The sequence below is a fragment of the Citrobacter sp. wls710 genome, from assembly GCF_005281115.1.
Lineage (GTDB): Bacteria > Pseudomonadota > Gammaproteobacteria > Enterobacterales > Enterobacteriaceae > Citrobacter > Citrobacter werkmanii.
In genome coordinates this window covers 214,853-239,918 of record NZ_SZXD01000011.1, presented here as the reverse complement: position 1 = coordinate 239,918, position 25,066 = coordinate 214,853, and the positions used below count along the sequence as shown (strand labels likewise).

Annotated in this window: 25 protein-coding genes; 12 read left to right on the top strand and 13 right to left on the bottom strand. The window is 51.1% G+C overall.

Annotated elements, in window-relative coordinates:
- Positions 1 to 71 precede the first annotated feature (71 nt).
- Entirely contained in the window at positions 72 to 1,463 is a 1,392-nt protein-coding gene (xanP, locus tag FDX14_RS05375) for a xanthine/proton symporter XanP (protein WP_137349143.1), read from the bottom strand.
- 225 nt (positions 1,464 to 1,688) lie between these two features.
- On the opposite strand from xanP, the gene gltS reads away from it, so the two are divergent.
- Positions 1,689 to 2,894, top strand: coding sequence for a sodium/glutamate symporter (gltS, locus tag FDX14_RS05370; RefSeq protein ID WP_042311549.1), 1,206 nt, complete (start codon positions 1,689 to 1,691; stop codon positions 2,892 to 2,894).
- 39 nt (positions 2,895 to 2,933) lie between these two features.
- Here gltS and recG read toward each other — a convergent pair whose 3' ends face one another.
- The 5 genes from recG to gmk are packed head-to-tail and all read right to left on the bottom strand — an operon-like array spanning position 2,934 to position 8,798.
- Positions 2,934 to 5,015: an ATP-dependent DNA helicase RecG gene (gene recG / locus FDX14_RS05365; protein ID WP_137349142.1), complete on the bottom strand. Its 2,082-nt coding sequence runs from the start codon at positions 5,013 to 5,015 to the stop codon at positions 2,934 to 2,936.
- Positions 5,016 to 5,020: 5 nt separating this feature from the next.
- The gene (gene trmH, locus FDX14_RS05360; protein ID WP_042311553.1) at positions 5,021 to 5,710 is read right to left on the bottom strand and encodes a tRNA (guanosine(18)-2'-O)-methyltransferase TrmH; all 690 of its coding nucleotides are present in this window, start codon (positions 5,708 to 5,710) and stop codon (positions 5,021 to 5,023) included.
- Positions 5,711 to 5,714: 4 nt separating this feature from the next.
- Positions 5,715 to 7,826: a bifunctional GTP diphosphokinase/guanosine-3',5'-bis pyrophosphate 3'-pyrophosphohydrolase gene (gene spoT / locus FDX14_RS05355; RefSeq protein WP_137349141.1), complete on the bottom strand. Its 2,112-nt coding sequence runs from the start codon at positions 7,824 to 7,826 to the stop codon at positions 5,715 to 5,717.
- A gap of 18 nt (positions 7,827 to 7,844) precedes the next feature.
- The gene (gene rpoZ / locus FDX14_RS05350) at positions 7,845 to 8,120 is read right to left on the bottom strand and encodes a DNA-directed RNA polymerase subunit omega (RefSeq protein ID WP_000135058.1); all 276 of its coding nucleotides are present in this window, start codon (positions 8,118 to 8,120) and stop codon (positions 7,845 to 7,847) included.
- A gap of 54 nt (positions 8,121 to 8,174) precedes the next feature.
- Positions 8,175 to 8,798 (bottom strand): guanylate kinase, encoded by a 624-nt coding sequence (gene gmk, locus FDX14_RS05345; RefSeq protein WP_042311556.1) that lies wholly within the window; start codon positions 8,796 to 8,798, stop codon positions 8,175 to 8,177.
- A 261-nt stretch (positions 8,799 to 9,059) separates the two neighbouring features.
- Between gmk and ligB the strand changes: the two genes are divergently transcribed.
- Positions 9,060 to 10,739 carry an NAD-dependent DNA ligase LigB gene (ligB, locus tag FDX14_RS05340; protein WP_061380898.1) on the top strand — a complete coding sequence of 560 codons (1,680 nt, stop codon included), beginning with the start codon at positions 9,060 to 9,062 and terminating at the stop codon, positions 10,737 to 10,739.
- Here ligB and FDX14_RS05335 read toward each other — a convergent pair.
- Positions 10,736 to 11,353: a trimeric intracellular cation channel family protein gene (locus FDX14_RS05335; RefSeq protein ID WP_038635410.1), complete on the bottom strand. Its 618-nt coding sequence runs from the start codon at positions 11,351 to 11,353 to the stop codon at positions 10,736 to 10,738. The genes ligB and FDX14_RS05335 overlap by 4 nt on opposite strands.
- A gap of 257 nt (positions 11,354 to 11,610) precedes the next feature.
- The gene (locus FDX14_RS05330) at positions 11,611 to 12,474 is read right to left on the bottom strand and encodes a YicC/YloC family endoribonuclease (protein WP_042311560.1); all 864 of its coding nucleotides are present in this window, start codon (positions 12,472 to 12,474) and stop codon (positions 11,611 to 11,613) included.
- Between the two features lie 125 nt (positions 12,475 to 12,599).
- On the opposite strand from FDX14_RS05330, the gene rph reads away from it, so the two are divergent.
- Both rph and pyrE read left to right on the top strand, forming a co-directional pair.
- Complete coding sequence (rph, locus tag FDX14_RS05325) at positions 12,600 to 13,316, top strand: ribonuclease PH (protein WP_003024054.1); 717 nt, start codon at positions 12,600 to 12,602, stop codon at positions 13,314 to 13,316.
- A 65-nt stretch (positions 13,317 to 13,381) separates the two neighbouring features.
- On the top strand, positions 13,382 to 14,023 hold the full coding sequence (gene pyrE, locus FDX14_RS05320) for an orotate phosphoribosyltransferase (protein WP_137349140.1): 642 nt from the start codon (positions 13,382 to 13,384) through the stop codon (positions 14,021 to 14,023).
- Between the two features lie 64 nt (positions 14,024 to 14,087).
- On the opposite strand, the gene slmA is transcribed toward pyrE, so the two are convergent.
- From slmA to coaBC, 3 genes are all read right to left on the bottom strand, one after another.
- Positions 14,088 to 14,684 (bottom strand): nucleoid occlusion factor SlmA, encoded by a 597-nt coding sequence (gene slmA, locus FDX14_RS05315; RefSeq protein ID WP_003024060.1) that lies wholly within the window; start codon positions 14,682 to 14,684, stop codon positions 14,088 to 14,090.
- Positions 14,685 to 14,800: 116 nt separating this feature from the next.
- The gene (gene dut, locus FDX14_RS05310) at positions 14,801 to 15,259 is read right to left on the bottom strand and encodes a dUTP diphosphatase (protein ID WP_006687626.1); all 459 of its coding nucleotides are present in this window, start codon (positions 15,257 to 15,259) and stop codon (positions 14,801 to 14,803) included.
- A complete protein-coding gene (gene coaBC, locus FDX14_RS05305; protein ID WP_094300993.1) occupies positions 15,237 to 16,457 on the bottom strand; it encodes a bifunctional phosphopantothenoylcysteine decarboxylase/phosphopantothenate--cysteine ligase CoaBC in 1,221 nt (406 codons plus the stop codon). Before coaBC ends, dut begins: the two co-directional genes overlap by 23 nt.
- Before the next feature lie 171 nt (positions 16,458 to 16,628).
- On the opposite strand from coaBC, the gene radC reads away from it, so the two are divergent.
- The 4 genes from radC to mutM all read left to right on the top strand — a co-directional run bounded on the left by radC (position 16,629) and on the right by mutM (position 18,845).
- The gene (gene radC, locus FDX14_RS05300; protein WP_061380899.1) at positions 16,629 to 17,294 is read left to right on the top strand and encodes a RadC family protein; all 666 of its coding nucleotides are present in this window, start codon (positions 16,629 to 16,631) and stop codon (positions 17,292 to 17,294) included.
- 218 nt (positions 17,295 to 17,512) lie between these two features.
- Positions 17,513 to 17,749: a 50S ribosomal protein L28 gene (rpmB, locus tag FDX14_RS05295; RefSeq protein ID WP_003024071.1), complete on the top strand. Its 237-nt coding sequence runs from the start codon at positions 17,513 to 17,515 to the stop codon at positions 17,747 to 17,749.
- A gap of 20 nt (positions 17,750 to 17,769) precedes the next feature.
- Complete coding sequence (rpmG, locus tag FDX14_RS05290; RefSeq protein WP_003024094.1) at positions 17,770 to 17,937, top strand: 50S ribosomal protein L33; 168 nt, start codon at positions 17,770 to 17,772, stop codon at positions 17,935 to 17,937.
- Between the two features lie 98 nt (positions 17,938 to 18,035).
- Entirely contained in the window at positions 18,036 to 18,845 is an 810-nt protein-coding gene (gene mutM / locus FDX14_RS05285) for a bifunctional DNA-formamidopyrimidine glycosylase/DNA-(apurinic or apyrimidinic site) lyase (protein ID WP_061380900.1), read from the top strand.
- A 48-nt stretch (positions 18,846 to 18,893) separates the two neighbouring features.
- Here the strand turns inward: mutM and coaD are convergent, their stop codons facing one another.
- Both coaD and waaA read right to left on the bottom strand, forming a co-directional pair.
- A complete protein-coding gene (coaD, locus tag FDX14_RS05280) occupies positions 18,894 to 19,373 on the bottom strand; it encodes a pantetheine-phosphate adenylyltransferase (RefSeq protein ID WP_003024099.1) in 480 nt (159 codons plus the stop codon).
- 8 nt (positions 19,374 to 19,381) lie between these two features.
- A complete protein-coding gene (gene waaA, locus FDX14_RS05275; protein ID WP_137349139.1) occupies positions 19,382 to 20,659 on the bottom strand; it encodes a lipid IV(A) 3-deoxy-D-manno-octulosonic acid transferase in 1,278 nt (425 codons plus the stop codon).
- Positions 20,660 to 21,054: 395 nt separating this feature from the next.
- Here waaA and FDX14_RS05270 point away from each other — a divergent pair, with 395 nt between their 5' ends.
- Genes FDX14_RS05270 through FDX14_RS05255 form a run of 4 tightly spaced genes read left to right on the top strand, consistent with a single transcriptional unit; the run spans position 21,055 to position 25,059 of the window.
- Positions 21,055 to 22,179 (top strand): glycosyltransferase family 4 protein, encoded by a 1,125-nt coding sequence (locus FDX14_RS05270; protein WP_137349138.1) that lies wholly within the window; start codon positions 21,055 to 21,057, stop codon positions 22,177 to 22,179.
- Positions 22,172 to 22,969: a lipopolysaccharide core heptose(I) kinase RfaP gene (gene rfaP / locus FDX14_RS05265; protein WP_061380903.1), complete on the top strand. Its 798-nt coding sequence runs from the start codon at positions 22,172 to 22,174 to the stop codon at positions 22,967 to 22,969. The genes FDX14_RS05270 and rfaP overlap by 8 nt, the downstream gene beginning before the upstream one ends.
- A gap of 30 nt (positions 22,970 to 22,999) precedes the next feature.
- A complete protein-coding gene (locus FDX14_RS05260; protein ID WP_061380904.1) occupies positions 23,000 to 24,019 on the top strand; it encodes a glycosyltransferase family 8 protein in 1,020 nt (339 codons plus the stop codon).
- 47 nt (positions 24,020 to 24,066) lie between these two features.
- Positions 24,067 to 25,059 carry a glycosyltransferase family 8 protein gene (locus FDX14_RS05255; protein WP_061380905.1) on the top strand — a complete coding sequence of 331 codons (993 nt, stop codon included), beginning with the start codon at positions 24,067 to 24,069 and terminating at the stop codon, positions 25,057 to 25,059.
- The last annotated feature ends 7 nt before the right edge of the window (positions 25,060 to 25,066 follow it).

Below are 25,066 nucleotides of genomic sequence, written 5' to 3'. Positions count from 1 at the left end.
GCAATGCTCAAGGCAGGAATGGTGAAAGAGCGTTACAGCGGCGTTGATTCAGAGCCAACGCCGCATTTTGCTTATTGCTTCTCTGGTGGGCACACCAGATTCAGAACGATAGCGGTGATACCGCCTGCGGCAATGCCTGAGGAGAGCAGATTTTTCACCCAATCCGGGGCAAATTGCAGAATCAGCGGCTGCTGGGAGACGCCCAGGCCAACGGCCAGCGACAGCGCAATAATCAAAATAGCGCGGCGGTTCAGCGGCTCGCGAGAGACAATACGCACGCCAGATGCGGCGATAGTACCGAACATTACCAGGGTTGCGCCGCCCAGTACCGGTTCAGGAATATGCTGTACAAAACCGCTAACTGCCGGGAACAGACCCAATGCTATCAGCATCAGCGCCACCACAAAACCGACGTAACGACTGGCTACGCCCGTTAACTGAATGACCCCATTGTTCTGACCAAAACAAGAGTTCGGGAAGGTATTGAACACGGCGGAAACAAACGAGTTCAGACCGTTCGCCAGCACGCCGCCTTTCAGGCGTTTCATATACAGCGGACCAGAAACCGGCTGTTCGGAAACATCGGAGGTCGCCGTAATATCACCGATGGTTTCCAGCGACGTAATCATAAAGACCAGCATCAGCGGCAGCAGTAAGCTCCAGTCGATACCGAGGCCATAATACAGCGGCGTTGGTACCATGATTAGGTCCTGGCTTACCGGTGCGGTATTTTGCGGCAGCATGTCCATAAACCATGCCAGCAGGTAGCCTGCCGCCATCGCAATCACCAGGGACGCAACGCGCAGGTACGGGTTGCGTTGGCGGTTAAGCAGGATGATCAGCGCCAGCACAACGCCAGCCAGCAGTAAATTCTTCGGTGCGCCAAAGGTGTTATCGCTCATTGCGGCATAACCACCGCCAATCGACGTCAGACCCACCTGAATCAGCGACAGGCCGATAATCATCACCACCACGCCTGAGACCAACGGGGTAATAATCCGCCGCGCCAGATGCAGTACACGCGAGATTACCATTTCAGTACAGCTCGCCAACATCAGCGTACCGAACAGGGCCGCCATCATGGTTGGGACATCTGCGCCACCGGTTTTTAGCGCCGTGCCACCCATAATCAGCGGCGCAACAAAATTAAAGCTGGTGCCCTGAATAGATAACAGTCCGGAACCAACCGGCCCCCAGGCTTTGATCTGAATGATAGAAGCTACGCCGGAAGCGAACAGCGACATACTGATAATGTGTTGAGTATCCTGAGCCGGTAAACCGAGCGCCTGGCAAATTAACAGCGCCGGGGTGATCACCGCAACGAACATGGCCAGCAGGTGCTGACAGGCGGCAAACAGGGTCTGGGCTAGCGGGGGGCGATCTTCAAGACGGTAAATCAGTTCACTGTTGTGAGTCTGCGCAACCGGTTGCGCATTTGTTGACTCTACGGCGTTAACGGACATCAGAGGCAATCCCATGGTGGAAAAGCGGTGATTTTATCTGACCAGGGCGGAAAAGCAAACGTTTGCCAGCAGTTATTCTTAATATTTAAAACGGATAAACAAACTTTTTTATATAACTTTTCATCATTTTCTGCTTAAAATCCACCCCGAAAACTCAATAAGAGCTAAAAATCGGTCTGGAATGCATCGTGCGTGATTGTGCTAAACGCACTAATGGAGCTGTAAATGTTTTATCTCGATACGTTATCTACTCTGGTTGCGGCAACCCTTGTATTGCTGCTGGGACGTAAGCTCGTCCAGTCTGTCTCCTTCCTGAAAAAATACACCATTCCCGAACCTGTAGCCGGTGGATTGCTGGTGGCGATTGCGTTGCTGGTGCTGAAAAAAAGCATGGGCTGGGAAGTAAACTTCGATATGACCCTGCGCGATCCGCTGATGCTGGCGTTCTTCGCTACCATCGGCCTGAACGCTAATATCGCCAGCCTGCGCGCCGGTGGCCGCGTGGTGGGTATTTTTCTGATTGTCGTTGTGGGACTGCTGTTGATGCAGAACGCCATCGGTATCGGTATGGCGAGCCTGCTGGGCCTGGATCCGTTGATGGGCCTGATTGCAGGTTCGATAACGCTCTCTGGCGGACACGGAACCGGGGCTGCGTGGAGTAAGTTGTTTATTGAGCGCTACGGTTTTGCCAATGCGACTGAAGTCGCAATGGCTTGCGCAACGTTTGGCCTGGTTCTGGGCGGATTGATTGGCGGTCCAGTGGCGCGCTATCTGGTTAAACACTCCACCACGCCTGACGGTATGCCGGACGATCAGGCTGTGCCGACCGCGTTTGAAAAACCGGATGTGGGACGCATAATCACTTCGCTGGTGCTGATTGAAACTATCGCGCTGATCGCTATCTGTCTGACGGTGGGTAAAATCGTTGCGCAAATGCTGGTCGGAACGGTGCTCGAACTGCCGACCTTCGTCTGCGTGCTGTTTGTTGGTGTGATCCTCAGTAATGGCCTGGCGCTCATGGGCTTTTATCGGGTGTTTGAACGGGCGGTTTCAGTGCTGGGCAACGTGAGCCTGTCGCTGTTCCTGGCGATGGCGTTGATGAGCCTGAAACTGTGGGAACTGGCATCTCTGGCGCTGCCGATGCTGGCGATACTGGTTGTGCAGACGATTTTCATGGCGTTGTACGCGGTATTTGTTACCTGGCGCATGATGGGCAAGAACTATGATGCCGCTGTTTTGGCTGCCGGCCACTGCGGTTTTGGCCTGGGCGCGACGCCAACGGCGATTGCTAACATGCAGGCAATTACCGAACGCTTTGGGCCATCCCATATGGCGTTCCTGGTGGTGCCGATGGTGGGGGCGTTCTTTATTGATATCGTCAACGCGTTAGTGATTAAACTGTATCTGCTGCTGCCGATTTTTGCGCAATAACGGCTGTGCGGCGGAGTAACATCCGCCGCGATAAGTCGATTATGCGTTGGAGTAACGTTCGGTTTCCGGCATCCAGCGCTCTATCAGCGCGGCAGCCTGTTGCGGATAACGTTCGTGAATATGGCGGGCTATACGCTGAACTTCCGGAATAATAGCCTGATCGCGCAATAAATCCGCTACTTTGAATTCTGCCGTTCCGGTCTGGCGCGTACCTAACAGCTCGCCGGGTCCGCGGATCTCTAAATCTTTTTGTGCAATCACGAACCCGTCATTGCTGTCCCGCAGAACCTGCAGGCGTTTCTGCGCCGTTTTTGACAGCGGCGATTTGTAGAGCAGGACGCAGTGGGAAGCCACGGCGCCGCGGCCTACGCGGCCACGCAACTGGTGCAGCTGCGCCAGGCCTAATCGCTCCGGGTTTTCAATGATCATCAGGCTGGCGTTTGGCACGTCCACACCCACTTCAATCACCGTGGTGGCGACCAGCAGATGTAATTCACCCTGCTTAAAGGCGGCCATCACCGACTGCTTCTCGGCGGGCTTCATGCGCCCATGCACCAGACCAATATTCAACTCTGGTAAGGCAAGCTTAAGTTCTTCCCACGTGGCTTCTGCCGCCTGAGCTTCTAATAAATCAGACTCCTCGATTAACGTACAAACCCAGTACGCCTGACGCCCTTCGTGGGTACAGGCGTTGCGCACACGGTCAATGATGTCGCTACGGCGGGTGTCGGGGATAGCCACCGTGGTGACCGGCGTACGCCCTGGCGGCAGTTCGTCAATGACAGACGTGTCGAGATCGGCATAGGCGGTCATGGCCAGCGTACGCGGGATCGGGGTGGCGGTCATAATGAGCTGGTGTGGGTGGAAACCCTGCAGCTGGCCTTTCTCCCACAGCGCCAGACGCTGATGCACGCCAAAACGGTGCTGTTCGTCGATAATCACCAGCGCCAGCCCGTTGAACTGAACTTGTTCCTGGAAAATTGCGTGCGTGCCGACAATCATCTGTACCTGACCGCTGGCGATGGCTTCCTGCTGTGCCTGGCGTGCTTTACCTTTTTGCTTACCCGCCAGCCAACCCACTTCAACGCCCAAAGGTTCGAACCAGTTGCGGAAATTATTTGCGTGCTGTTCAGCCAGCAATTCAGTGGGGGCCATCAGCGCCACCTGCTTACCATGCGCAATCGCACGCAGGGCGGCAAGTGCTGCCACCAGCGTTTTACCGGAACCGACATCGCCCTGCACCAGGCGCATCATTGGGACATCCAGCGCCATATCGCGTTCAATTTCGGCAGTGACCCGAGCCTGTGCGCCGGTTGGCTTAAAGGGGAGCGCCGCCAGCAGTTGATCTTTCAGCCGATCGTCAGGACTCAGCGGTTGGGCGTGAAAACGTTGCGCTCCGGCGCGAAGCGCCAGCATGCTGAGATTGTGCGCCAGGAGTTCTTCCAGAATCAGGCGCCGCTGTGCCGGATGTTGCCCGGTTTCAAGATCGCTAAGCTGTAACGTCGGCGGCGGGCGGTGCAATGTGCGCAACGCTTCCGGCAGGCTCATCATGCCTTGCAATAACTCAGGAGGTAAAAGCTCGGCAATGGCGCAGGTATCGAGCAGATCCAGCGCCTGATCGGTCAGTTTGCGCAGCGTTGCCTGCTTAACGCCTTCCGTGGTCGGATATACCGGCGTGAGCGTTTCCTGCAGTTCCGGCGTGTTGAGATCGCCCTGTACACGGTATTCCGGATGGATCATTTCTGCGCCGTACTTGCCACGTTTAGCCTCGCCATAGGCCAGTACCCGACGCCCGGTGGCGAGGCTGTTTTTCATTGCTGCGCTGAAGTTGAAGAAGCGTATAGTGAGAATGCCGGAGCCATCGCTTATCTGGCAGGTCATCATCCGGCGGCCACCGAAAGTGATATTGCAGTTCAGCACTTCGCCTTCAACGGTGGCATAGACGCCCGGCAGCAGTTCACCAATGGGGTACAGATGAGTACGGTCTTCGTAGCGCAGAGGGAGGTGGAGCAGGAGGTCCTGCACGGTGTGCAAGCCAATTTTCGCCAGTTTACTGCTTTGTGCTGCGCCAACGCCCGTCAGAGAGTTGAGCGGGATGGCATCCAGTAAACGGCCTTTCATCGCGTTTATTTCGCAGACTGCATAGTGGCCCACCACGTTGCATCGGCTTCAATTTCGCCCTGCGTGTTTACGTGAGGGTAGGGAAGTCCTTTGCGCTTAGCGACATTCGCCAGCACCGGATAACCGCCTTCAAACAGCAAGCGCTGCTGCTCATCTTCCGGCAACATGCTGTTTTCGCGTCGGTACATGCCAGCATTTTGTCGCTGGCGCTGTGCTTCGTACAGAATCAGCGCAGAGGCAACCGAAACGTTCAGCGATTGCACCATGCCAATCATCGGAATGATGATGTCCTGGTCCGCCAGAGCGAGTGCTTCCTGAGTGATGCCGGTTTTTTCCTGGCCCATCAGGATGCAGGTCGGTCGCGTGTAATCAATTTCGCGGAAATCGACGGCTTTATCAGAGAGGTGGGTCGCCAGAACCTGCATGCCCTGGCTTTTTAACTGCGTGACCGCATCGCTAATGGTGGGGTGGGTCTTAACCTGCACCCAACTGTTACTGCCCGCGGCAGAAGAGGCCATGGTACGCATACGGCTACCCGGCCAGACGGCGTGGACTTCATGTACGCCGACTGCGTCTGCGGTACGAATGATCGCAGAAACGTTATGAGGTTTATGGACCTGCTCCATGCAGACGGTCAGATCGGGCTGACGCCTGGCAAGCATTTCGCAAATGCGCTCATAGCGTTTTGAGTTCATATCTCTAGTTTCGGTTGCGGGTGACTTTAATCACGTCCGGCATGACGTGGATTTTGCGCATAATATTCGCCAGATGCACGCGATCGCGAGCGGTCAGGCGAATAAAGGCGCTATAAACACGACCGTCTTTCTCTTCAGTATTCAGACTTTGAATATTGGAGGTCGTCGTGTTGATTGCCGCCGTCAGGTTCGCCAGAGCACCCTGGTGGTTAAACATATCCACCTTAATTTCGGTGATGAACTCCTGCTCTGTCTCTTTATCCCATTCCACCGCCATAAATTTCTCTGGCTCTTTCTGGTAGCCACGAATGTTACGGCAGGACTCATGGTGAATCACCAGACCTTTACCCGGACTGACGTGGGCAATGATCGGATCGCCAGGAATTGGACGACAGCATTTGGCAAAGGTGATCAGTACGCCGTCTGCGCCTTTGATCGGCAGATGACCATGACCAGATTGCGCAGGAACGTTCGCCGATGCTTCGCCCTGCTGAAGGTTTTTCGCAACCACCACGCTCATGGCGTTGCCCAGACCGATTTCCGCTAACAGATCGTCAAGCGTGGCGAGCTTCATACGCTCAAGCTCACGCTGGATACTTTTCTGCGGGATTTCAGCCAGTTTACGGCTACCACCCAGGGCATGGTTAAGCAGTCGACGCCCCAGACTGACGGAATCATCACGCTTAAGGTTTTTCAGCAGTTGGCGAATTTTTGCTCGCGCTTTCGAGTTGACGACGAAGTTGAGCCATGCCGCATTCGGCCGGGCGCCTGGTGCAGTAATGATTTCAACGGTCTGACCGCTAAACAGCGGTTGGGAAAGTGGATAAGGCTGTCTGTCGACACGTGCGCCAACGCAGGCATGACCGATATCGGTATGTACGGCGTAGGCGAAGTCGACAGGCGTCGCACCGGCAGGCAACTCGACAATGCGCCCTTCCGGTGTGAAAACATAAATCTCATCCGGGAAGAGATCAGATTTAACGCTTTCAATAAATTCAAACGAGCTACCGGCGCTTTGCTGCAGTTCCAGCAGGCTTTGCATCCAGCGTTGGGCGCGGATTTGTGCCGTGGTGCTGGTTTCGCCATGCTCTTTGTACGCCCAGTGTGCCGCGACCCCCATCTCCGCCATCTGGTCCATGTCTTCGGTACGAATTTGTACTTCAACAGGCACGCCGTGCGGGCCGATCATTGAGGTATGCAAAGACTGGTATCCGTTCGCTTTGGGAATGGCGATATAGTCTTTCACGCGGCCTGGACGCGGTTTGTACAGGCTGTGCATCTGACCGAGTACGCGATAGCAGGTATCGGAGTCATGAACGATGACGCGGAAAGCGTAAATGTCCATGATCGAGTGAAAACGCTGCTCTTTGAGTACCATTTTGCAGTAGATCGAGTACAGGTGTTTCTCGCGACCGCTTACGCGACACGGAATGCCTGCTTCCTGCAAACGCCCCTCGATCTCCGAGAGGATTTTTTGAATCATCTCTTTGCGGTTGCCGCGGGCGGCTTTTACCACTTCTTTAATCACGCGATAGCGGTTCGGGTACAGCGCTTCAAAACCCAGTTCTTCCAGCTCGGTTTTAATGTGATGAATACCTAAACGATGTGCCAGCGGACTGTAGATTTCGAGGGTTTCACGGGCGATGCGGCGGCGCTTATCGGGGCGTAATGAGCCCAGCGTGCGCATATTGTGGGTACGGTCGGCAAGTTTGATGAGAATGACGCGGATATCCTGCACCATCGCCATAATCATCTTGCGAAAGTTTTCAGCTTGCGCCTCTTTCTTATCGCGAAACTTAAGCTTATCAAGCTTAGATACCCCTTCTACCAGCTCTGCAACGCTTTTACCAAAAAGCTGTTCCATGTCCTGGTAGGTGGCTGGGGTATCTTCAATCACGTCATGTAGCAGCGCAGCCATCAGCGTTTCGTAGTCGAGTTTCATCTCGGCCAGAATGCAGGCTACCGCTACGGGGTGCGTGATATAAGGTTCACCGCTTGAACGTGTCTGGCCCTCGTGAGCGTCACGTGCAACGAGATACGCCTGCCGAAGACGCTTAATCTGGTCTTCCGGCAGGTAGTTTTGAATCAGCTGATTCAGGCTTTCAAACAGATACAAGGGCGACCCGCTTTGTGATTAACGACGACCTTCAGCAATAGCGGTAACGGCTTGTAATTCAGCGGCTTCCTGCTCTTGCTGTTCCTGGCGCTCACGCACGTCGAGGATCTGGTTGTTGATCAGACCCTCTTCGATTTCGCGCAGCGCGATAACGGTAGTTTTATCGTTTTCTTCCGGTACGAGCGGATCCTTTCCGCCTACCTGCATCTGACGAGCGCGACGCGCGGCGACCAGTACCAGGTCAAAACGGTTACCAATTTTCTCTACAGCGTCCTGAACAGTTACGCGTGCCATACTTAAAATGCTCCACAGGTGAAGAAATGACTGGGCATGATACTGAATGTGGGTTCAGTCTGCCAACAGTTTGCTGATTAAAGCGTCATGACGCTGCTTTTGGCGGCTCATGCGCAGACGTTCGGCGCGAATGATGGTTTTCAAATCGCCCAGGGCGGTATCGAAATCATCGTTCACAATAAGATAATCATATTCGGCGTAATGGCTCATTTCTGCAACAGCTTGCGCCATACGTTTTGCGATCACGTCTTCGCTATCCTGACCTCGACCACGAAGACGGCGGTCCAGCTCAATCTTAGATGGCGGCAAAATAAAAATACTGCGCGCATGCGGCATTTTTTGACGAATTTGCTGCGCACCTTGCCAATCGATATCTAAAAAGACGTCTACGCCGGATGCTAATACTTGCTCAATGGTCTCACGCGAGGTGCCGTAGTAATTACCGAAAACCTCAGCGTGTTCCAGGAACGCGTCTCTGCCAATCATGGCTCTGAATTCGTCATGGTTCACAAAGAAATAGTGTTCACCGTGCACTTCCCCCGGGCGCGGTGCGCGCGTGGTGTGCGAAACAGAAACCTGGGTGTCATACAACGGTTGGGTCTTTAATAAAGCCTGAATCAGGCTGGATTTACCCGCGCCACTGGGGGCAGAAACAATATAAAGCGTGCCTTGAGCCATGAGTATCTTAATGTATGTGATTGTCGAAAGAGAGCCTACATACGGGCTTATTATACACGTAGCCGCTATGTGACGTAGCCTTTGTCACACTTTTTGCGCATGTTTATTGCGTTTTGCGTGCCCGTTTCCCGTTTTACCGGCAATTTGCAGCAATACGTCAAAATGTCAGGAAGGCTGCTCGCAGGATGAATTTTTGTCGCTCTGTTTCGGTTGCACTCCGCGCTATACCTGCCGGGAAGCACATTGGTTAACGGAGGCAATATGGGGCGATGGAAATGCCTTGGCATAGTTTTACTGGTCTGGAATTTGCCTGTCTGGGCGGTATGCCCGGTCTGGTCTCCAGCCCGGGCAGGCGAGGAAATTTCACGATTACAGCAGCAGATAACACGGTGGAATGACAGTTACTGGAAACAGGGTGTCAGCACCGTTGATGACGGCGTTTATGACCAGCTCAATGCGCAACTCATCCAATGGCAGCGCTGTTTTGGCGATGAGGCTCCACCAGACCTGTCTGCGCCCCCAATAAGTGGCACAGTCCCGCATCCAGTGCCTCACACGGGGGTCCGTAAGCTGGCAGATAAGCAAGCGTTACAGCAATGGATGCGTGTGCGCAGCGATCTCTGGGTACAACCAAAGGTCGACGGCGTGGCGGTAACGCTGGTCTATCGCAATGGCAATCTGGTAAGAGCGATTAGCCGAGGTAATGGCCTGAAAGGTGAAGACTGGACGCAAAAGATTCTTCAGATCCCTTCCGTACCACACACAACCAAAGGTCTGCTGGCGAACAGTACGTTGCAGGGCGAGATTTTTTTACAGCAGGAAGGGCATATCCAGCAACAGAGCGGGGGAATGAACGCACGTTCAAAGGTCGCTGGAATGATGATGCGCCAGAGCAACCCGGAATTGTTACGCTCGTTGGCTATTTTTATCTGGGCCTGGCCTGATGGTCCGGCGGTCATGTCGGAAAGGCTGGAACAACTCACTTCTGCCGGGTTCAGTTTCACGCAACGCTATACCCAGCCCGTGAAAAATGCGGACGATGTCGAGCATGCCCGTGCCCGGTGGTGGACTTCGGCACTCCCTTTTGTGACGGATGGCGTCGTGGTGCGATCGGGGAAAGAACCGCAAGCGCGATACTGGTTACCCGGGCAGGGAGACTGGCTGGCGGCGTGGAAATATCCGCCCGTGGCTCAGGTATCCGAGGTCACAGATATTCAGTTTTCAGTCGGTAAAAGTGGGAAAATTGCCGTAGTCGCGCTGCTGGCACCCGTCATGCTGGATGATAAGCGCGTGCAACGCGTGAATATTGGCTCTGTACGTCGCTGGAATGAATGGGATATCGCGCCTGGAGATCGGATCCTGATAAGCCTGGCCGGACAGGGGATCCCTCGTATCGACGAAGTGGTCTGGCGCAGCACTCAACGCACTAAGCCAGCGCCGCCTGAGGGGCGCTTCAATTCAATGACCTGCTTTTATGCCACGCCGGCGTGTTATGAGCAGTTTATTGCCAGACTGGTTTGGCTGGGCGCGAAAGAAGTGCTGGAATTAGAAGGTATTGGTGAAGCAGGATGGCGTGACCTTCATCAGGCGTATCACTTTGAACATATCTTTTCCTGGCTCGGATTAACTCAGGAGCAGCTCCAGTCCACATTAGGCGTAAGCAAAGGGGAGAAGATGTGGCATCAGTTCAACCTGTCGCGCCATCTTCCATTCACACGTTGGGTTATTGCCATGGGAATACCGTTAACACAGGCAACCCTGAATGCCAGTCGGGATGCTTCGTGGCAACAATTGCAGGACCGTGATGAGCAAAGCTGGCGGCAGCTCCCTTTAATGGGGGAACGCCGGGCACGACAGATCATTCAGTGGCTGGAGACCAGGGAGGTCATAGCGCTGAGCAACTGGCTGGCTGCTCAGCGTATTACGGGCTTTATGCCTTAATGGCCTTCATGCCGATAATAAAATACTGGCAGGCCCAACTTCAGGCGCAGCGCCAGTAACCGGGCGGTAAAGCCGAAGAGTAGGGTAGAGATAACCACCACATCGTGGCTGGAGACGTAATGTTGCAGCACGATGTAAAGCACGGCAGCGGCAAAAGAAACTCCAGCATACAGTTCTTTCTGGAACACTAATGGAATGCGTTTGCAGAACATGTCGCGTAACACGCCACCGAAGACGCCGGTAGTGACCGCAGCGACCACGGCGATAATCGGCCCGTGGCCCATATCCAGTGCCACCTGTGCGCCAATAATAGAAAAGACCACCAGGCCCAGCGCATCCAATACAAGGAATATTTTACGAAGGTAGGGCATGACAGGAGCGATAATGGTGGTGAGTACCGCAGCGGCCGCCACGATAATGACGTATTCAGGATGCTTTACCCAGCCAAGCGGATAGTGGCCGAGAAGAATGTCGCGTACCGAACCACCGCCGATGGCGGTCGCAGTGGCAATAATAATAACGCCAAATGTATCCATACGGCGACGCCCCGCCGCAAGAGCGCCTGTCATGGCTTCGGCAGTAATACCAATTAAATATAAAACGTGTAACAGCATGTATTCCCCCTGATGTGCTGGGGGCTAAGGTTATCGATTTGTGCGCATTGTCACGATTGAGATTTTCTAAGGTGAAACGATTTTAATAACTACAGCTAATGTGAATATGTCAGAAATGCGTTATGGCATGCTGTTTAAAATGTGGTGGATGATAATAAACGATGAGAAAATGTAATTCGAAGTAAAGGAGCGGAAGCGAAACGCCGGGAAAAATACGTAGTCCCGCCGTTTACTGGCGGGCTACGTTGAGTAATGGCTTACTCGATGTTCTGAATCTGCTCGCGCATTTGCTCGATCAAAACTTTCAGTTCAATTGCGGAGTTAGTCACCTCAGCATTGATAGACTTGGATGCCAGGGTGTTCGACTCACGGTTGAATTCCTGCATCATGAAGTCCAGACGACGGCCAACCGCCTCTTTTTTCTTCAGAATGTTGTAGGTTTCTTTGACGTGAGCTTCCAGGCGATCCAGTTCTTCAGCCACATCGATACGCTGTGCCATCAGCACCAGCTCTTGCTCAAGACGGTTATTTTCCAGTTGCACCTGTGCGTCTTCCAGTTTGGCTACCAGACGCTCGCGCTGCCATTGCAGAATTTCCGGCATGTGCGCACGTACCTTCGTCACTTCAGCGCTGACGCCTTCCAGACGCTGCTCGATCAACGCTTTCAGCGCCTGACCTTCGGTTTCACGCGCAACGATAAAGTCATCCAGCGTACCGTCAAGCGCAGCGAGGATTTCGGCGGCGATGGCATCCAGGTCTTGCTCCTGCGCTGCCATTACCCCTGGCCAACGAAGGATATCAACCGGATTAATTTCACCTTCATCACTCTGCATTTTGACCCAGTTAGCAGCGCTCACGAGCTGTTTAGCGAGCTTTTCATTCAGGATCAGCTCGCCTTGCGCGCTGGCATCCGGCTCAAAACGCAGTGTACATTCGATTTTACCGCGCGTCAGACGCGAGCGAATGCGTTCGCGAACCACGGGTTCGAGACTACGGAACTGTTCCGGCAGGCGAAAATAAGTTTCCAGATAACGCTGGTTTACCGAGCGCATTTCCCAGGTTGCGCTACCCCATTCACCCTTGATTTCACGCCGGGCGTAGGCGGTCATGCTGCGGATCATAGACGTTCCTGTTTTTAAAGATGAGATGGGAGGATTATAGCCATCCACGTCTTGTCAGGATAGGAATAACCGTCGGAAGTCCGTATAATGCGCAGCCACATTCGTTTCAAGCCGGAGATTTTATCATGCGTCCAGCAGGTCGTAGTGCCAATCAGGTGCGTCCCGTTACCCTGACCCGTAATTATACAAAACACGCTGAAGGCTCCGTGCTGGTCGAATTTGGTGATACCAAAGTGCTGTGTACCGCTTCTATTGATGAAGGCGTCCCACGTTTTTTGAAAGGTCAGGGCCAGGGCTGGATCACCGCAGAATATGGCATGCTGCCACGCGCCACGCACACCCGTAACGCCCGTGAAGCGGCGAAAGGTAAGCAGGGCGGCCGTACCATGGAAATCCAGCGCCTGATCGCTCGTGCGCTGCGCGCCGCCGTTGACCTGAAGACGCTCGGTGAATTCACTATTACGCTGGACTGTGATGTTATTCAGGCAGATGGCGGTACGCGTACTGCATCGATTACTGGCGCATGCGTTGCGTTGGCGGATGCGCTGAACAAGCTGGTGGCGAGCGGTAAGCTGAAAACTAACCCGATGAAAGGGATGGTTGCCGCGGTTTCCGTGGGGATTGTCAATGGTGAAGCGCTCTGTGATCTCGAGTACGTTGAGGATTCAGCGGCAGAAACTGACATGAACGTGGTGATGACTGAAGACGGTCGAATTATTGAAGTGCAGGGCACGGCGGAAGGCGAGCCGTTCAGCCATGAAGAACTTCTCACCCTACTGGCCTTGGCCCGAGGGGGAATCGAATCCATTGTAGCGACGCAGAAGGCGGCGTTAGAAAATTGATTTTAAAGGCGACTGAAGAGTCGCCTTTTTTTTGTCTGTAATAAAGTGAGATGAGGAGCGAATCCATGAAACCGTATCAGCGCCAGTTTATTGAGTTTGCGCTTAGCAAGCAGGTACTAAAGTTTGGCGAGTTTACGCTGAAATCCGGGCGCAAAAGCCCCTATTTCTTCAACGCCGGGCTGTTTAATACCGGGCGCGATCTGGCACTGCTAGGCCGTTTTTATGCTGAAGCGCTGGTGGATTCCGGCATCGAGTTCGATTTGCTGTTTGGCCCAGCCTACAAAGGTATTCCGATTGCGACCACCACCGCCGTTGCGCTGGCGGAACACCACGATAAAGATTTACCGTACTGCTTTAACCGTAAAGAGGCGAAGACCCATGGCGAAGGCGGTAATCTGGTAGGTAGCGCACTTGAGGGGCGTGTCATGCTGGTAGATGATGTTATCACCGCAGGTACGGCTATTCGTGAGTCGATGGAGATTATTCAGGCTAATGGCGCTACGCTTGCTGGGGTATTGATTTGTCTCGATCGTCAGGAGCGTGGTCGGGGCGAGATTTCGGCGATTCAGGAAGTAGAGCGTGATTATGGTTGCAAGGTGATTTCTATCATTACCCTGAAAGACCTGATTGCGTATCTGGAAGAGAAGCCTGAAATGGCAGAACACCTGGTAGCCGTGCGGGCATATCGCGAAGCATATGGCGTATAAAAAGTGTAGATGCCACTGCGCGTATCCGGCCTACGGGTTACGTAGGCCGGACAAAACGAAGCCGCTACTGCAATTGAGCAGCAACCAGCGGCCAGCGGGTGTCAAAATCATCCGTTGGACGATATTTAAATTCGCTACGTACAAACCGGGACAACATACCTTCGCAGAAAGCCAGTAACTGGCTGGCCAGCAGCGTTTCATCCACGGTGTAACCTTCACCTTCACGCATTCTTTTTTCGCGCAGAACCTGGCGCAGCTGGGCCTCAATACGTTCGAAAAGCTGGTTAATGCGGCCTTGCAGACGATCCTGTTCAAACATGAGCGCATGCCCGGTCAGAATGCGCGTCAGACCGGGGTTACGTTCACCGAAGCCTAAAATCAGCAGAACGATCAGACGCAGACGTGCGCTGGTGTCTTTTTCGTCTTTTAAGATCAGATTGATACGGGTAATCAGACTATCTTCGATAAACTCAATTAGACTATCGAACATGCGGGTCTTGCTGGGAAAATGGCGATACAAGGCCGCTTCGGAAACGCCTACAGAGGCTGCCAGTTTCGCTGTCGTGATGCGTTGGCTTCCATCGCTGGACTCAAGCATCAGTGCCAGAGACTGAAGTATTTCTTCGCGACGATTCCTTTTCGCAGTTTGCTTTTCTACCATGTTACAAAATACCCCTGAAAATAAGCTCTTGCCAGGCAGGCATCCACACAGCGACCGCAAACGGCTGTTTGCGGTGTGTTATTGCGTTATTACGCTGTGGGATACTTTTCTGCGGGTTACTTGCGCCCGGAATGGCCGAAGCCACCTTCGCCACGATCGGTGGCTTCAAACTCTTCCACCAGATTAAATTCAGCCTGCACGACCGGTACAAATACCATCTGTGCGATACGTTCGCCCGGTTCAATCGTGAAGCTGTCCTGACCACGGTTCCAGATAGACACCATCAATTGTCCTTGATAGTCGGAATCAATCAGACCGACCAGGTTGCCCAGTACGATGCCATGCTTATGACCCAGCCCGGAACGTGGCAACATCACCGCCGCCAGAGAGGGATCGGCAATATGGATGGCTAACCCGGTTGGCACCAGCGTAGTTGCACCCGGTGCCAGCTCTACGGCGTCATCAAGACAAGCACGCAGGTCAAGTCCGGCAGAGCCAGAAGTGGCGTACGTTGGGAGCGGAAATTGTTGCCCTACGCGCGGGTCCAGAATCTTAACGTCGATTTTTTTCATCATAACGGGTCACGATCTCGTCGAGTAATAATTGGCCCAGGAGTTCTTTACGCTCAAGCGGTAAGACTTTGTCTCCATCCTGCCAAAAAAGGTGTAATGCGTTGCTGTCGCTGTTAAATCCTTGATTTGATAACGAAACGTCGTTCGCACAGATCACATCAAGGTTTTTGCGGATGCGTTTTTGCCGGGCATATTCTTCCACATTATTTGTTTCGGCGGCAAACCCAACGACAAAAGGACGATTAGCATCCAGTGCGGCAACACCGGCGATAATATCCGGGTTTTTGACCATTTTTACTGTTAATTCATCACCCTGCGTCGCTTGTTTTTTGATTTTTTCGGGGGCGACGGTCTCGGCGCGATAATCAGCGACTGCGGCGCAGCCGATAAAGATATGCTGTTGTTGCACCGCAGATTGCACGGCGGCTTCCATCTCCAGTGCGGTCATCACATCAATGCGCTGCACAAATGGCGGTGTGGGTAACGAAACAGGTCCCGACACCAGCGTGACGTTTGCCCCGCGTTTTGCGGCAGCGGCTGCGATCGCAAACCCCATCTTCCCGGAACTGTGATTGGAAATGTAACGCACGGGATCCAGCGGTTCACGCGTCGGGCCCGCCGTAATCATGATGTTGAGATGTTGCAGATCGTTGACAGGCGAGAAATGTTCTGCGGCCATATCGACAATCGTCAACGGATCCAGCATGCGGCCAGGACCGACATCGCCACATGCCTGGCTACCACTGTCAGGGCCCCAAATGAGCAAACCTCGCGAGGCAAGAATGCCCAGATTGTGCTGGGTCGCGGCAGCACGGTACATCTGCTGGTTCATGGCTGGCAGCACAGCAACAGGAGCAGGCGTTGCCAGACAGATCGTTGAAACCAAATCGTTAGCCATACCTGCGGCGACGCGGGCAATCAGGTCTGCCGTAGCAGGGGCCAGGATAACCAGGTCGGCCCATTTCCCCAGCTCAATGTGGCCCATCGCGGCTTCGGCCGCGGGGTCAAGCAGGCTGTCGGAAACGGGATAACCCGAAACCGCTTGTAAGCTCAGGGGAGTAATAAACGCTTTTGCCGCTTCGGTCATCGCCACGCGGACGTCAGCGCCGCGTTCCCGCAAACGACGCACCAGTTCAGGGGTTTTGTACGCAGCAATGCCGCCACTGACGCCAAGTACGATTTTTTTACCGGCCAGGCTCATCATGATCTTTCCTGTTGGGTTTCACCAGAAGGCGGATATTTTATCACAATCCGCAATGAGTCGTGCTTTTGCCCGCGCTTCAGTTTGCGAGCCGCTACGAAGAAGTGATAACAGAGCGTCGATTCGCGACAGGCGTTATGCCACTATGCGGACGAGAAAGGAGGGGGAGGCATGGAAAATACAGGACGTATGATGCCCCGGGAAAAGCTATTGGCGCAGGGGCCAGGTTCACTTAGCGATGTTGAGCTACTGGCGCTTTTTTTACGCACCGGGATTCTGGGTAAAGATGTGCTGACGCTGGCAAAAGAGTTGATCCAGCATTTTGGTTCGCTGTATGGCCTGTTATCAGCAGACTATATGGAGTTTAGCCACGTTCACGGTATTGGCCTGGCGAAGTATGCGCAGCTTAAAGGGATTGCCGAACTGGCAAGGCGCTACCATAACGTGCGAGTGATGGAAGAGCGCGCGTTACTTAGCCCGGAAATGGCGCGAGAATTTCTGCAAAGTCAGCTCGCGCAAGAGGAGCGCGAGATCTTTCTGGTGATCTTTATGGATTCTCAACATCGCGTGATTAAACACAGCAAACTTTTTTCCGGTACGCTTAGCCATGTTGAGGTGCATCCGCGAGAAATTGTGCGTGAAGCGATAAAATTGAATGCGTCAGCGGTGATCCTTGCGCATAATCACCCTTCGGGTTGTGCAGAGCCGAGTAAAGCAGATAAACTTATCACCGAGCGTGTTGTGAAATGCTGTCAGTTCATGGATATCCGGGTGCTTGATCATCTGGTCATTGGGCGCGGAGAGTACGTTTCTTTTGCGGAACGCGGTTGGATTTAACGCACTTTACGCGATCCATCGGGATCTTTGTCTGTTCGGGACTTGAGCATAACGCCGGGTCAGCGTATACTACGCCACCTTTGAGAATCTCGGGTTTGGCATTTGGGCCTGGCAATCGAGAGTTCACTTAGAACTATGCGATGACCGGGCTGTAAAGCCTGACGAGGCGCCGATACCCCATACGAAGCTCGAGCTAATTTGATTTTTGGAGAATAGACATGTCCCGAGTCTGCCAAGTTACTGGCAAGCGTCCGGTGACCGGTAACAACCGTTCCCACGCACTGAACGCGACTAAACGCCGTTTCCTGCCTAACCTGCACTCTCACCGTTTCTGGGTTGAGAGCGAAAAGCGTTTTGTCACCCTGCGTGTATCTGCTAAAGGTATGCGTGTTATTGATAAGAAAGGCATCGAAACAGTTCTGTCTGAACTGCGTGCCCGTGGCGAAAAGTACTAAGTACTAAGAGGAAATAAATCATGGCTAAAGGTATTCGTGAGAAAATCAAGCTGGTTTCTTCTGCTGGTACTGGTCACTTCTATACCACTACGAAGAACAAACGTACTAAGCCGGAAAAACTGGAACTGAAAAAATTCGATCCAGTTGTCCGTCAGCACGTTCTCTACAAAGAAGCGAAAATCAAATAATTTTCGCTTTGATGTAATAAAAAACCTCGCTTCGGCGGGGTTTTTTGTTTTCTGGCCGTCCCCATATTAATGTGACCTGATACATCGCCGGAGATACTATGCCTGAATTACCTGAAGTCGAAACCAGCCGCCGCGGTATTGAGCCGCATCTGGTTGGGGCAACGATTATGCACGCGACTGTGCGTAACGGTCGTTTGCGTTGGCCGGTATCTGAGGAAATCTATCGTCTGAGTGATAAACCTGTCCTCAGCGTACAGCGGCGCGCTAAATACCTGCTGCTGGAGTTGCCGGATGGTTGGGTAATCATTCATCTGGGGATGTCGGGGAGTTTGCGTATCCTTCCTGAAGAGCTTCCTGCAGAAAAGCATGACCACGTTGACTTAGTGATGAGTAACGGCAAAGTCCTGCGCTATACCGATCCTCGCCGTTTTGGCGCCTGGTTGTGGACTACCGAATTGGATGGACACAATGTTCTCGCTCATCTTGGCCCTGAGCCACTGAGCGACGATTTCAACGCCAGTTATCTGCAGCAGAAATGCGCGAAGAAGAAAACCGCGATTAAACCCTGGCTGATGGATAACAAGCTGGTGGTGGGGGTCGGTAATATCTATGCCAGCGAGTCGCTGTTTGCCGCTGGCATCCATCCTGACCGCCTGGCGTCATCTTTGTCGCAGGATGAGTGCGAACTGCTGGTGCGCGTCATCAAGGCGGTTTTACTGCGTTCGATTGAACAGGGTGGAACGACGCTGAAGGACTTCCTGCAAAGCGACGGTAAGCCGGGCTATTTTGCCCAGGAGTTGCAGGTCTATGGGAGAGAAGGTGAACCCTGTCGCGTATGCGGCGCGCCAATCATTGCGACAAAACACGCCCAGCGCACAACGTTCTACTGCCGTCGCTGTCAGAAATAACATTCGTTGCTGGCCGGGTACACTTTATGTCTTATCCGGCCAGACGCATTACTTTAGTTTACTCATTAACGCCTGATGGACGTTTTCCGGCAGAAAGTGCGTCACATCACCCTGATGGCGGGCGACTTCTTTCACCAGTGACGATGAGATAAATGACCACTCTTTAGACGGCATCAGAAAGACGCTTTCCAGTTGCGGCATCAGGTGGCGGTTCATGTGCGCCAGCTGCATTTCATACTCAAAATCTGCTACCGCGCGCAGGCCTCGGATCAGAATGTTAGCCTGATTATCGCGGGCAAAGTTTGCCATTAAGTCGCTGAATCCCAGAACTTCCACATTGCCGAGATGCGCCGTTGCCTGTTGCGCCAGCTCGACGCGCTCTTCAAGGGTAAACATCGGTTTTTTACTGGGACTTGCGGCAATCGCCAGGATCACGTGATCGAACATGCTGGTTGCACGGGTCACGATATCAAGATGGCCGTTAGTTATGGGATCAAAGGTTCCTGGATAAATCGCCCGTTTTTGCATGATTTGCCTCAATGCGTTTTGGGTGGCAGATAAGGTTCCAGCAGTTGCAGCAGGCGCTGTAGCGCGCCCTGATTTTGATACAGGACTTCAACTGCATGACGGCCATAAAAATTACGATAATCGGCATCGGTCAGTAAAGAAGAGACCTCTTTCACCAGCGTGGTTGCGTCGGTGACGGTGATCAATCCGCTTGCCTGTTCGAGACGGGCGCAAATATCTTTAAAATTAAAGGTATGTGGCCCCATCAGCACCGGAATAGCGTGTGCCGCGGCTTCCAGTGGGTTGTGTCCCCCACGTTCAACCAGTGAACCACCGACAAAAGCAAGATCGGCAATGCCGTACAGCAACATCAGCTCGCCCATGGTGTCGCCGATAACGACCTGAGTATCTGAGGATGGAACTTCGCCAGAAGAACGTGTGGTATAGCTTAGCCCAGCCTGACGTACGAGGTTAATGGCATCCGGGAAGCGTTCCGGATGTCTGGGAACCAGGATCAATAAAAGATTAGGAAACTGATTTAATAACGCTCGATGGGCAGCAATGATAATGCTTTCTTCACCATCGTGCGTGCTGGTTGCAATCCACACCGGGCGATGAGGTGCCCATTGACGACGCAAGGTAATCGCTTTTGCGGCCAGCTGTGGCGTGACGGAAATATCAAACTTCAGGCTGCCGGTGACGGTGACCTGGTTGCTTCTGGCGCCAAGCGTAATAAAACGAGCGCCATCTTCTTCGTTCTGTGCTGCAATCAACGTAATTCGACGCAGTAGCTTACCAACAAATTTGCCTAATTTTGCGTAGCCAGCAGCTGAACGCGCAGAAAGCCGTGCGTTGGCGATGACCAGAGGAATACCGCGCTTATGGAGTGCCGCGATCAGATTTGGCCACAGCTCGGTTTCCATGATTAACACCAGCTTGGGGTCAACTTTATTCAGGAAACGGTTCAGTGCATCCGGTAAATCGTATGGCAAATAAATGTGCTGAACGTCAGTACCAAAAGCGGATTGTACGCGCTCAGAGCCGGTTGGCGTCATGGTGGTTACCGTGATCGGCAAGTCGGGATAGCGATGTCGCAGAGCGCGGACTAATGGAATAGCTGCCAGCGTTTCGCCCACAGAAACTGAGTGAAGCATGATGCCGCCTGCTTTTAGCGGACGGCGGTAAAAACCGTAGCGTTCACCCCAGCGTTTACGGTAGGCCGGAGCCTTACGTCCGCGCACCCAAAGCCGTATCCAGATCAAAGGCTGAATAAGGTAGAAAAGGGCGGTGTAAAGCAATTCGAGCATAATGGTAGCTAACTTATGAATGTGCTGGGGATTCTATGTATTTAACTATGGCTTTACCATCATTTTTATCCAGGTTGCAGCAAAACGATGGAATCGTCGGGCACTGTTTTAGCCTACGGCTATTTTAAAAATGCTTATGATCGTACTGACGTGGCTTAACGTCTTGTGCGGCGTGTGTTTTAAGGTGAAAGCACTAATTTTATATCTTTTTGTTTTTAAAAGTTTATTTATTTATTCTGTTCAAAAAATATTCGTTTCGGAATGCGTGATAATAAATGATATACTACTGCGCAATTTCAGGTAGCTAGCCGGCAGAAACATTTCGAAAACATGGGCGGTAATCTTTGGATGTATCAGACCTGCTATGCCTGGCGACGCGATGCGGATATTAATGCATGAATATTGCTTTTTGTTTGTACAAGTATTTTCCCTATGGTGGGTTACAGCGTGATTTTCTGCGGGTAGCGCTCACGGTTGCTGCACGAGGTCATCATGTCCAGGTGTTTACCCAATCATGGCAGGGCGAACGTCCGGAAGGACTCGAAATTATACTCGTACCCGTCACAGCCAGAACTAATCATGGGAAAAACGAGCAATATTATCAGTGGGTTCAAAATCATTTAAGCCAGCATCCCGTCGATCGTATCGTTGGTTTTAATAAAATGCCTGGGCTGGATGTGTATTACGCTGCCGACGTTTGTTATGCGGAAAAGGTCGCTCGCGAGAAGGGCTTCTTCTATAAGTTGACGCGTCGGTATCGGCACTACTCTGCATTTGAAAAAGCGACGTTTCAACAAGGTTCTGGTACCACGCTTTTGATGTTAACCGATAAGCAAATCGGTGATTTCAAACAGCATTATCATACCGAGAGCCAGCGTTTTCGTATTCTGCCGCCAGGTATCTACCCAGACAGAAAATACAGCCTGCAACCTGAAAACAGCAGGCAGATTGTCAGAGAAAAGAATGGTATTGCTCTCGATCAGTTCCTGCTTCTGCAGGTCGGCTCCGATTTCAAACGCAAAGGTGTGCCAAGAAGCTTACAGGCGTTGGCTTCTTTACCTGAGACTATACGTCACAGTACTCAGTTGATGGTTGTTGGTCAGGATAAGGCCGATCGTTATCGTGCTCAGGCCCGCCAATTGGGTATTGAAAAGCAAGTTCAATTCTTCTCAGGGCGAGATGATGTCGCTGAATTGATGTCTGCTGCCGATTTATTGCTTCACCCGGCAGTTCAGGAAGCCGCTGGTATCGTCTTGCTAGAAGCCGTAGTTGCCGGGCTGCCAGTATTAACCACTGAGGTATGCGGCTACGCAGGGTATATCACTGCCGCCCAATGCGGTGTGGTGATTCCTGAACCTTTTGCGCAGGAAAATTTGAATACAGCACTTCTCGATGCGCTGCAAAATAATGAGCAGAGAAGTCGTTGGGCTGAAAATGCGCGACATTTTGCTGATACAGAAGATCTCTACAGCCTGGCAGATAAAGCTGCAGATATCATTTTAGGTCTTGAAAATGATTGAATTGAAAGAACCATTTGCCACGCAATGGCAAGGAAAAGACCCGTTCACAGAGGTCACTAAGCTGGATGGCGAGGTTTTTCGCGCTCTGGAAACACGGCGTACCCTGCGTTTTGAGATGATGGGAAAAGGTTACTTTCTTAAATATCATCATGGGACCACGCTTAAAGAAGTGTTGAAGAACCTTATTTCTCTGCGCATGCCTGTGCTTGGCGCGGACCGGGAGTGGCTGGCGATTCACCGTTTGCAAGCATTGAATGTGGATACAATGACGGGTGTTGCTTTTGGACAGAAAGGGCTGAATCCGTTAGAGCGAACCTCATTTATTATCACTGAGGATCTTTCTCCTGCCATCAGCCTTGAAGATTTTTGCGCCAACTGGGGAATTGAACGGCCCGATTTTGTATTAAAACGGACCATTATTACCCGCGTGGCGGAAATGGTGGGTAAAATGCATCGAGGTGGAGTAAATCATCGGGATTGTTATATTTGCCATTTCCTGCTCCAACAGCCGATGCCAGCAGATATTGCGGAGATCAAACTCTCTGTGATTGATCTGCATCGTGCGCAAATACGTCAGCGGGTACCACGCCGCTGGCGGGATAAGGATTTGATCGGGCTCTATTTCTCCTCACTGGAGATTGGGCTAACGTCCAGAGATATCTACCGTTTTTTACGTGTCTATTTTTCGATGCCATTACGTGAAATCTTTCGTCAGGAAGTCAGGTTGTTTGAACAGGCTGTCACAAAAGCGCAAAAAATAAGACAAAGAACAATAAGAAAAGCGCTATAAATTACACATGAAGTTTGAGGCTATTTTATTATGAACATCGATTTCCAGAAGTTGATCATTCAAAAACATATCATCGACAGCTCGACGCATGACAAGAGTAAAAAACTAAGCGTTGCGTATGGTGTCGATCGTAATTTTTTGTTTGGATCCGGCATTTCTATGACCTCAGTATTAGTGAATAATCCTGATATTGATATCCATTTTTATATCGCCACTGACTATATCGATGACGACTATCTGGAAAGCATAAAACGCCTGACGCAAATGTACAGTACGACAGTGACTGTCTTTGTTTTCGATAATGCAGGCTTTCGTGAACTGCCGAGCACGAAAGCCTGGACTTATGCAATGTACTATCGTTACTTTGCATTTGAATATTTAAGCACCGAATTAAGCTCGGTACTGTATCTGGATGCCGATGTCATTTGTAAAGGTTCTCTACGGGAACTTACTGAGATTAGTTTCTGTGGGGAATATGCAGCTGTCATTAATGATGTTGATGAAGTGCGAATTAAATCCGGTACCAGACTCGGTATCCCTGAACTGAGTAAGGGGTATTTTAATTCGGGTGTTGTATTTGCGAATCTCGAAGTATGGCGTGAGCAGCAGTTGTTAACCAAAGCATTTTCTATATTAGACAAACGCCAAAAGGAATTGCTTTATTTCGACCAGGACGTGCTCAATATTTTGTTTGTCGGCAATGTTATTTTCCTGAGAAGAGATTTTAACTGTATCTATGGGGTCGATCAGGAACTCAAAAATAAAAACGATAAGATTTATCAGGACTTTATTACCGACGACACGGTATTAATTCATTATGTCGGTGTCACCAAACCATGGCATTCATGGGCCAAATATCCAGTGGCTAAATTTTTTATTGAAGCATATAAAAAATCTGCATGGGCGGAAAAATCTCTGTTAAATGCAAATACAGCTAAGTTGTATAAACGTAAGTCACGACATGAACGAGTGCAGCGAAAATATATCCGTTCTGTGCTGAGCCATGTTATGTATATAAAAAATAAGTTACATAGCTCTAAGGCTTACTGAAATTAAAAATAGTAACTTATTGATAATAAATTAAATAGGTGTAGCGAATGAACTTTGATTGTCATCAGTCTATAAAAAAGATCCTTGATTTTAATCAAGCGCCATCTGGACAACAAACACAGCTCAATATCGCCTGGGGTGTGGACAAAAATTTTATGTTTGGTGCTGCGATCTCGATGACATCGGTGCTATTGCATAATAAAGATCTGAATATTCATTTTCACCTTTTTACCGATTATATCGATGCTGATTATCAGCAACGCGTTGCAAAATTAGCAGAACAATTTGCAACTAACATCTCAATTTACATTATGGATGCCAATGGGTTAAAAGTATTACCGAGTGGCAATGCCTGGTCGCATGCAATGTACTTTAGATTCATTGCCTTTGAATATCTTGGCGAGAAAGTTGATTCGCTACTGTACATTGATGCAGATGTAATGTGTAAAGGTTCACTTTATGAGTTAACGCAAATTGATCTTGGGGAACATGTCGCAGCTGTAATTACTGATGTTGATGACAGCCCTGCCAGAGATATTGAGAAGAATAAAGATTATTTTAATTCTGGTGTCATTTTTGCAAATCTTAAAAAGTGGAAAGAACAGAATTTTATCAACTCAGCCTTTGATATCTTATTGGACAAAAATAACAATCTTTCCTTCCCTGATCAGGATGTTTTAAATATTCTTTTCTTAAAAAAAGTGATTTTTTTGGAAAGAAGGTTTAATGCTATTTACGGTATAAAACAAGAACTAAAAAGTAAGGATACTTCAAAATATAAAGAGTATATAACGCCTGAAACTATTCTGATCCACTATATAGGCGTGACCAAACCATGGAATTCCTGGGCTAACTATCCTTCAGCACAGTTTTTTGTTGAAGCGTGGAAGTCTTCTCCATGGGCTGATGTTCCTTTGTTACCAGCCAGAACACCAAAGCAATATAAAAAGAAATCACGGCATGAAAGGCTACAAGGAAAATATTTCGCTTCAATAATTAGCTATATCGGCTATTTGCGTGCAAAGTTACAAAGTAATTAAAAAAACT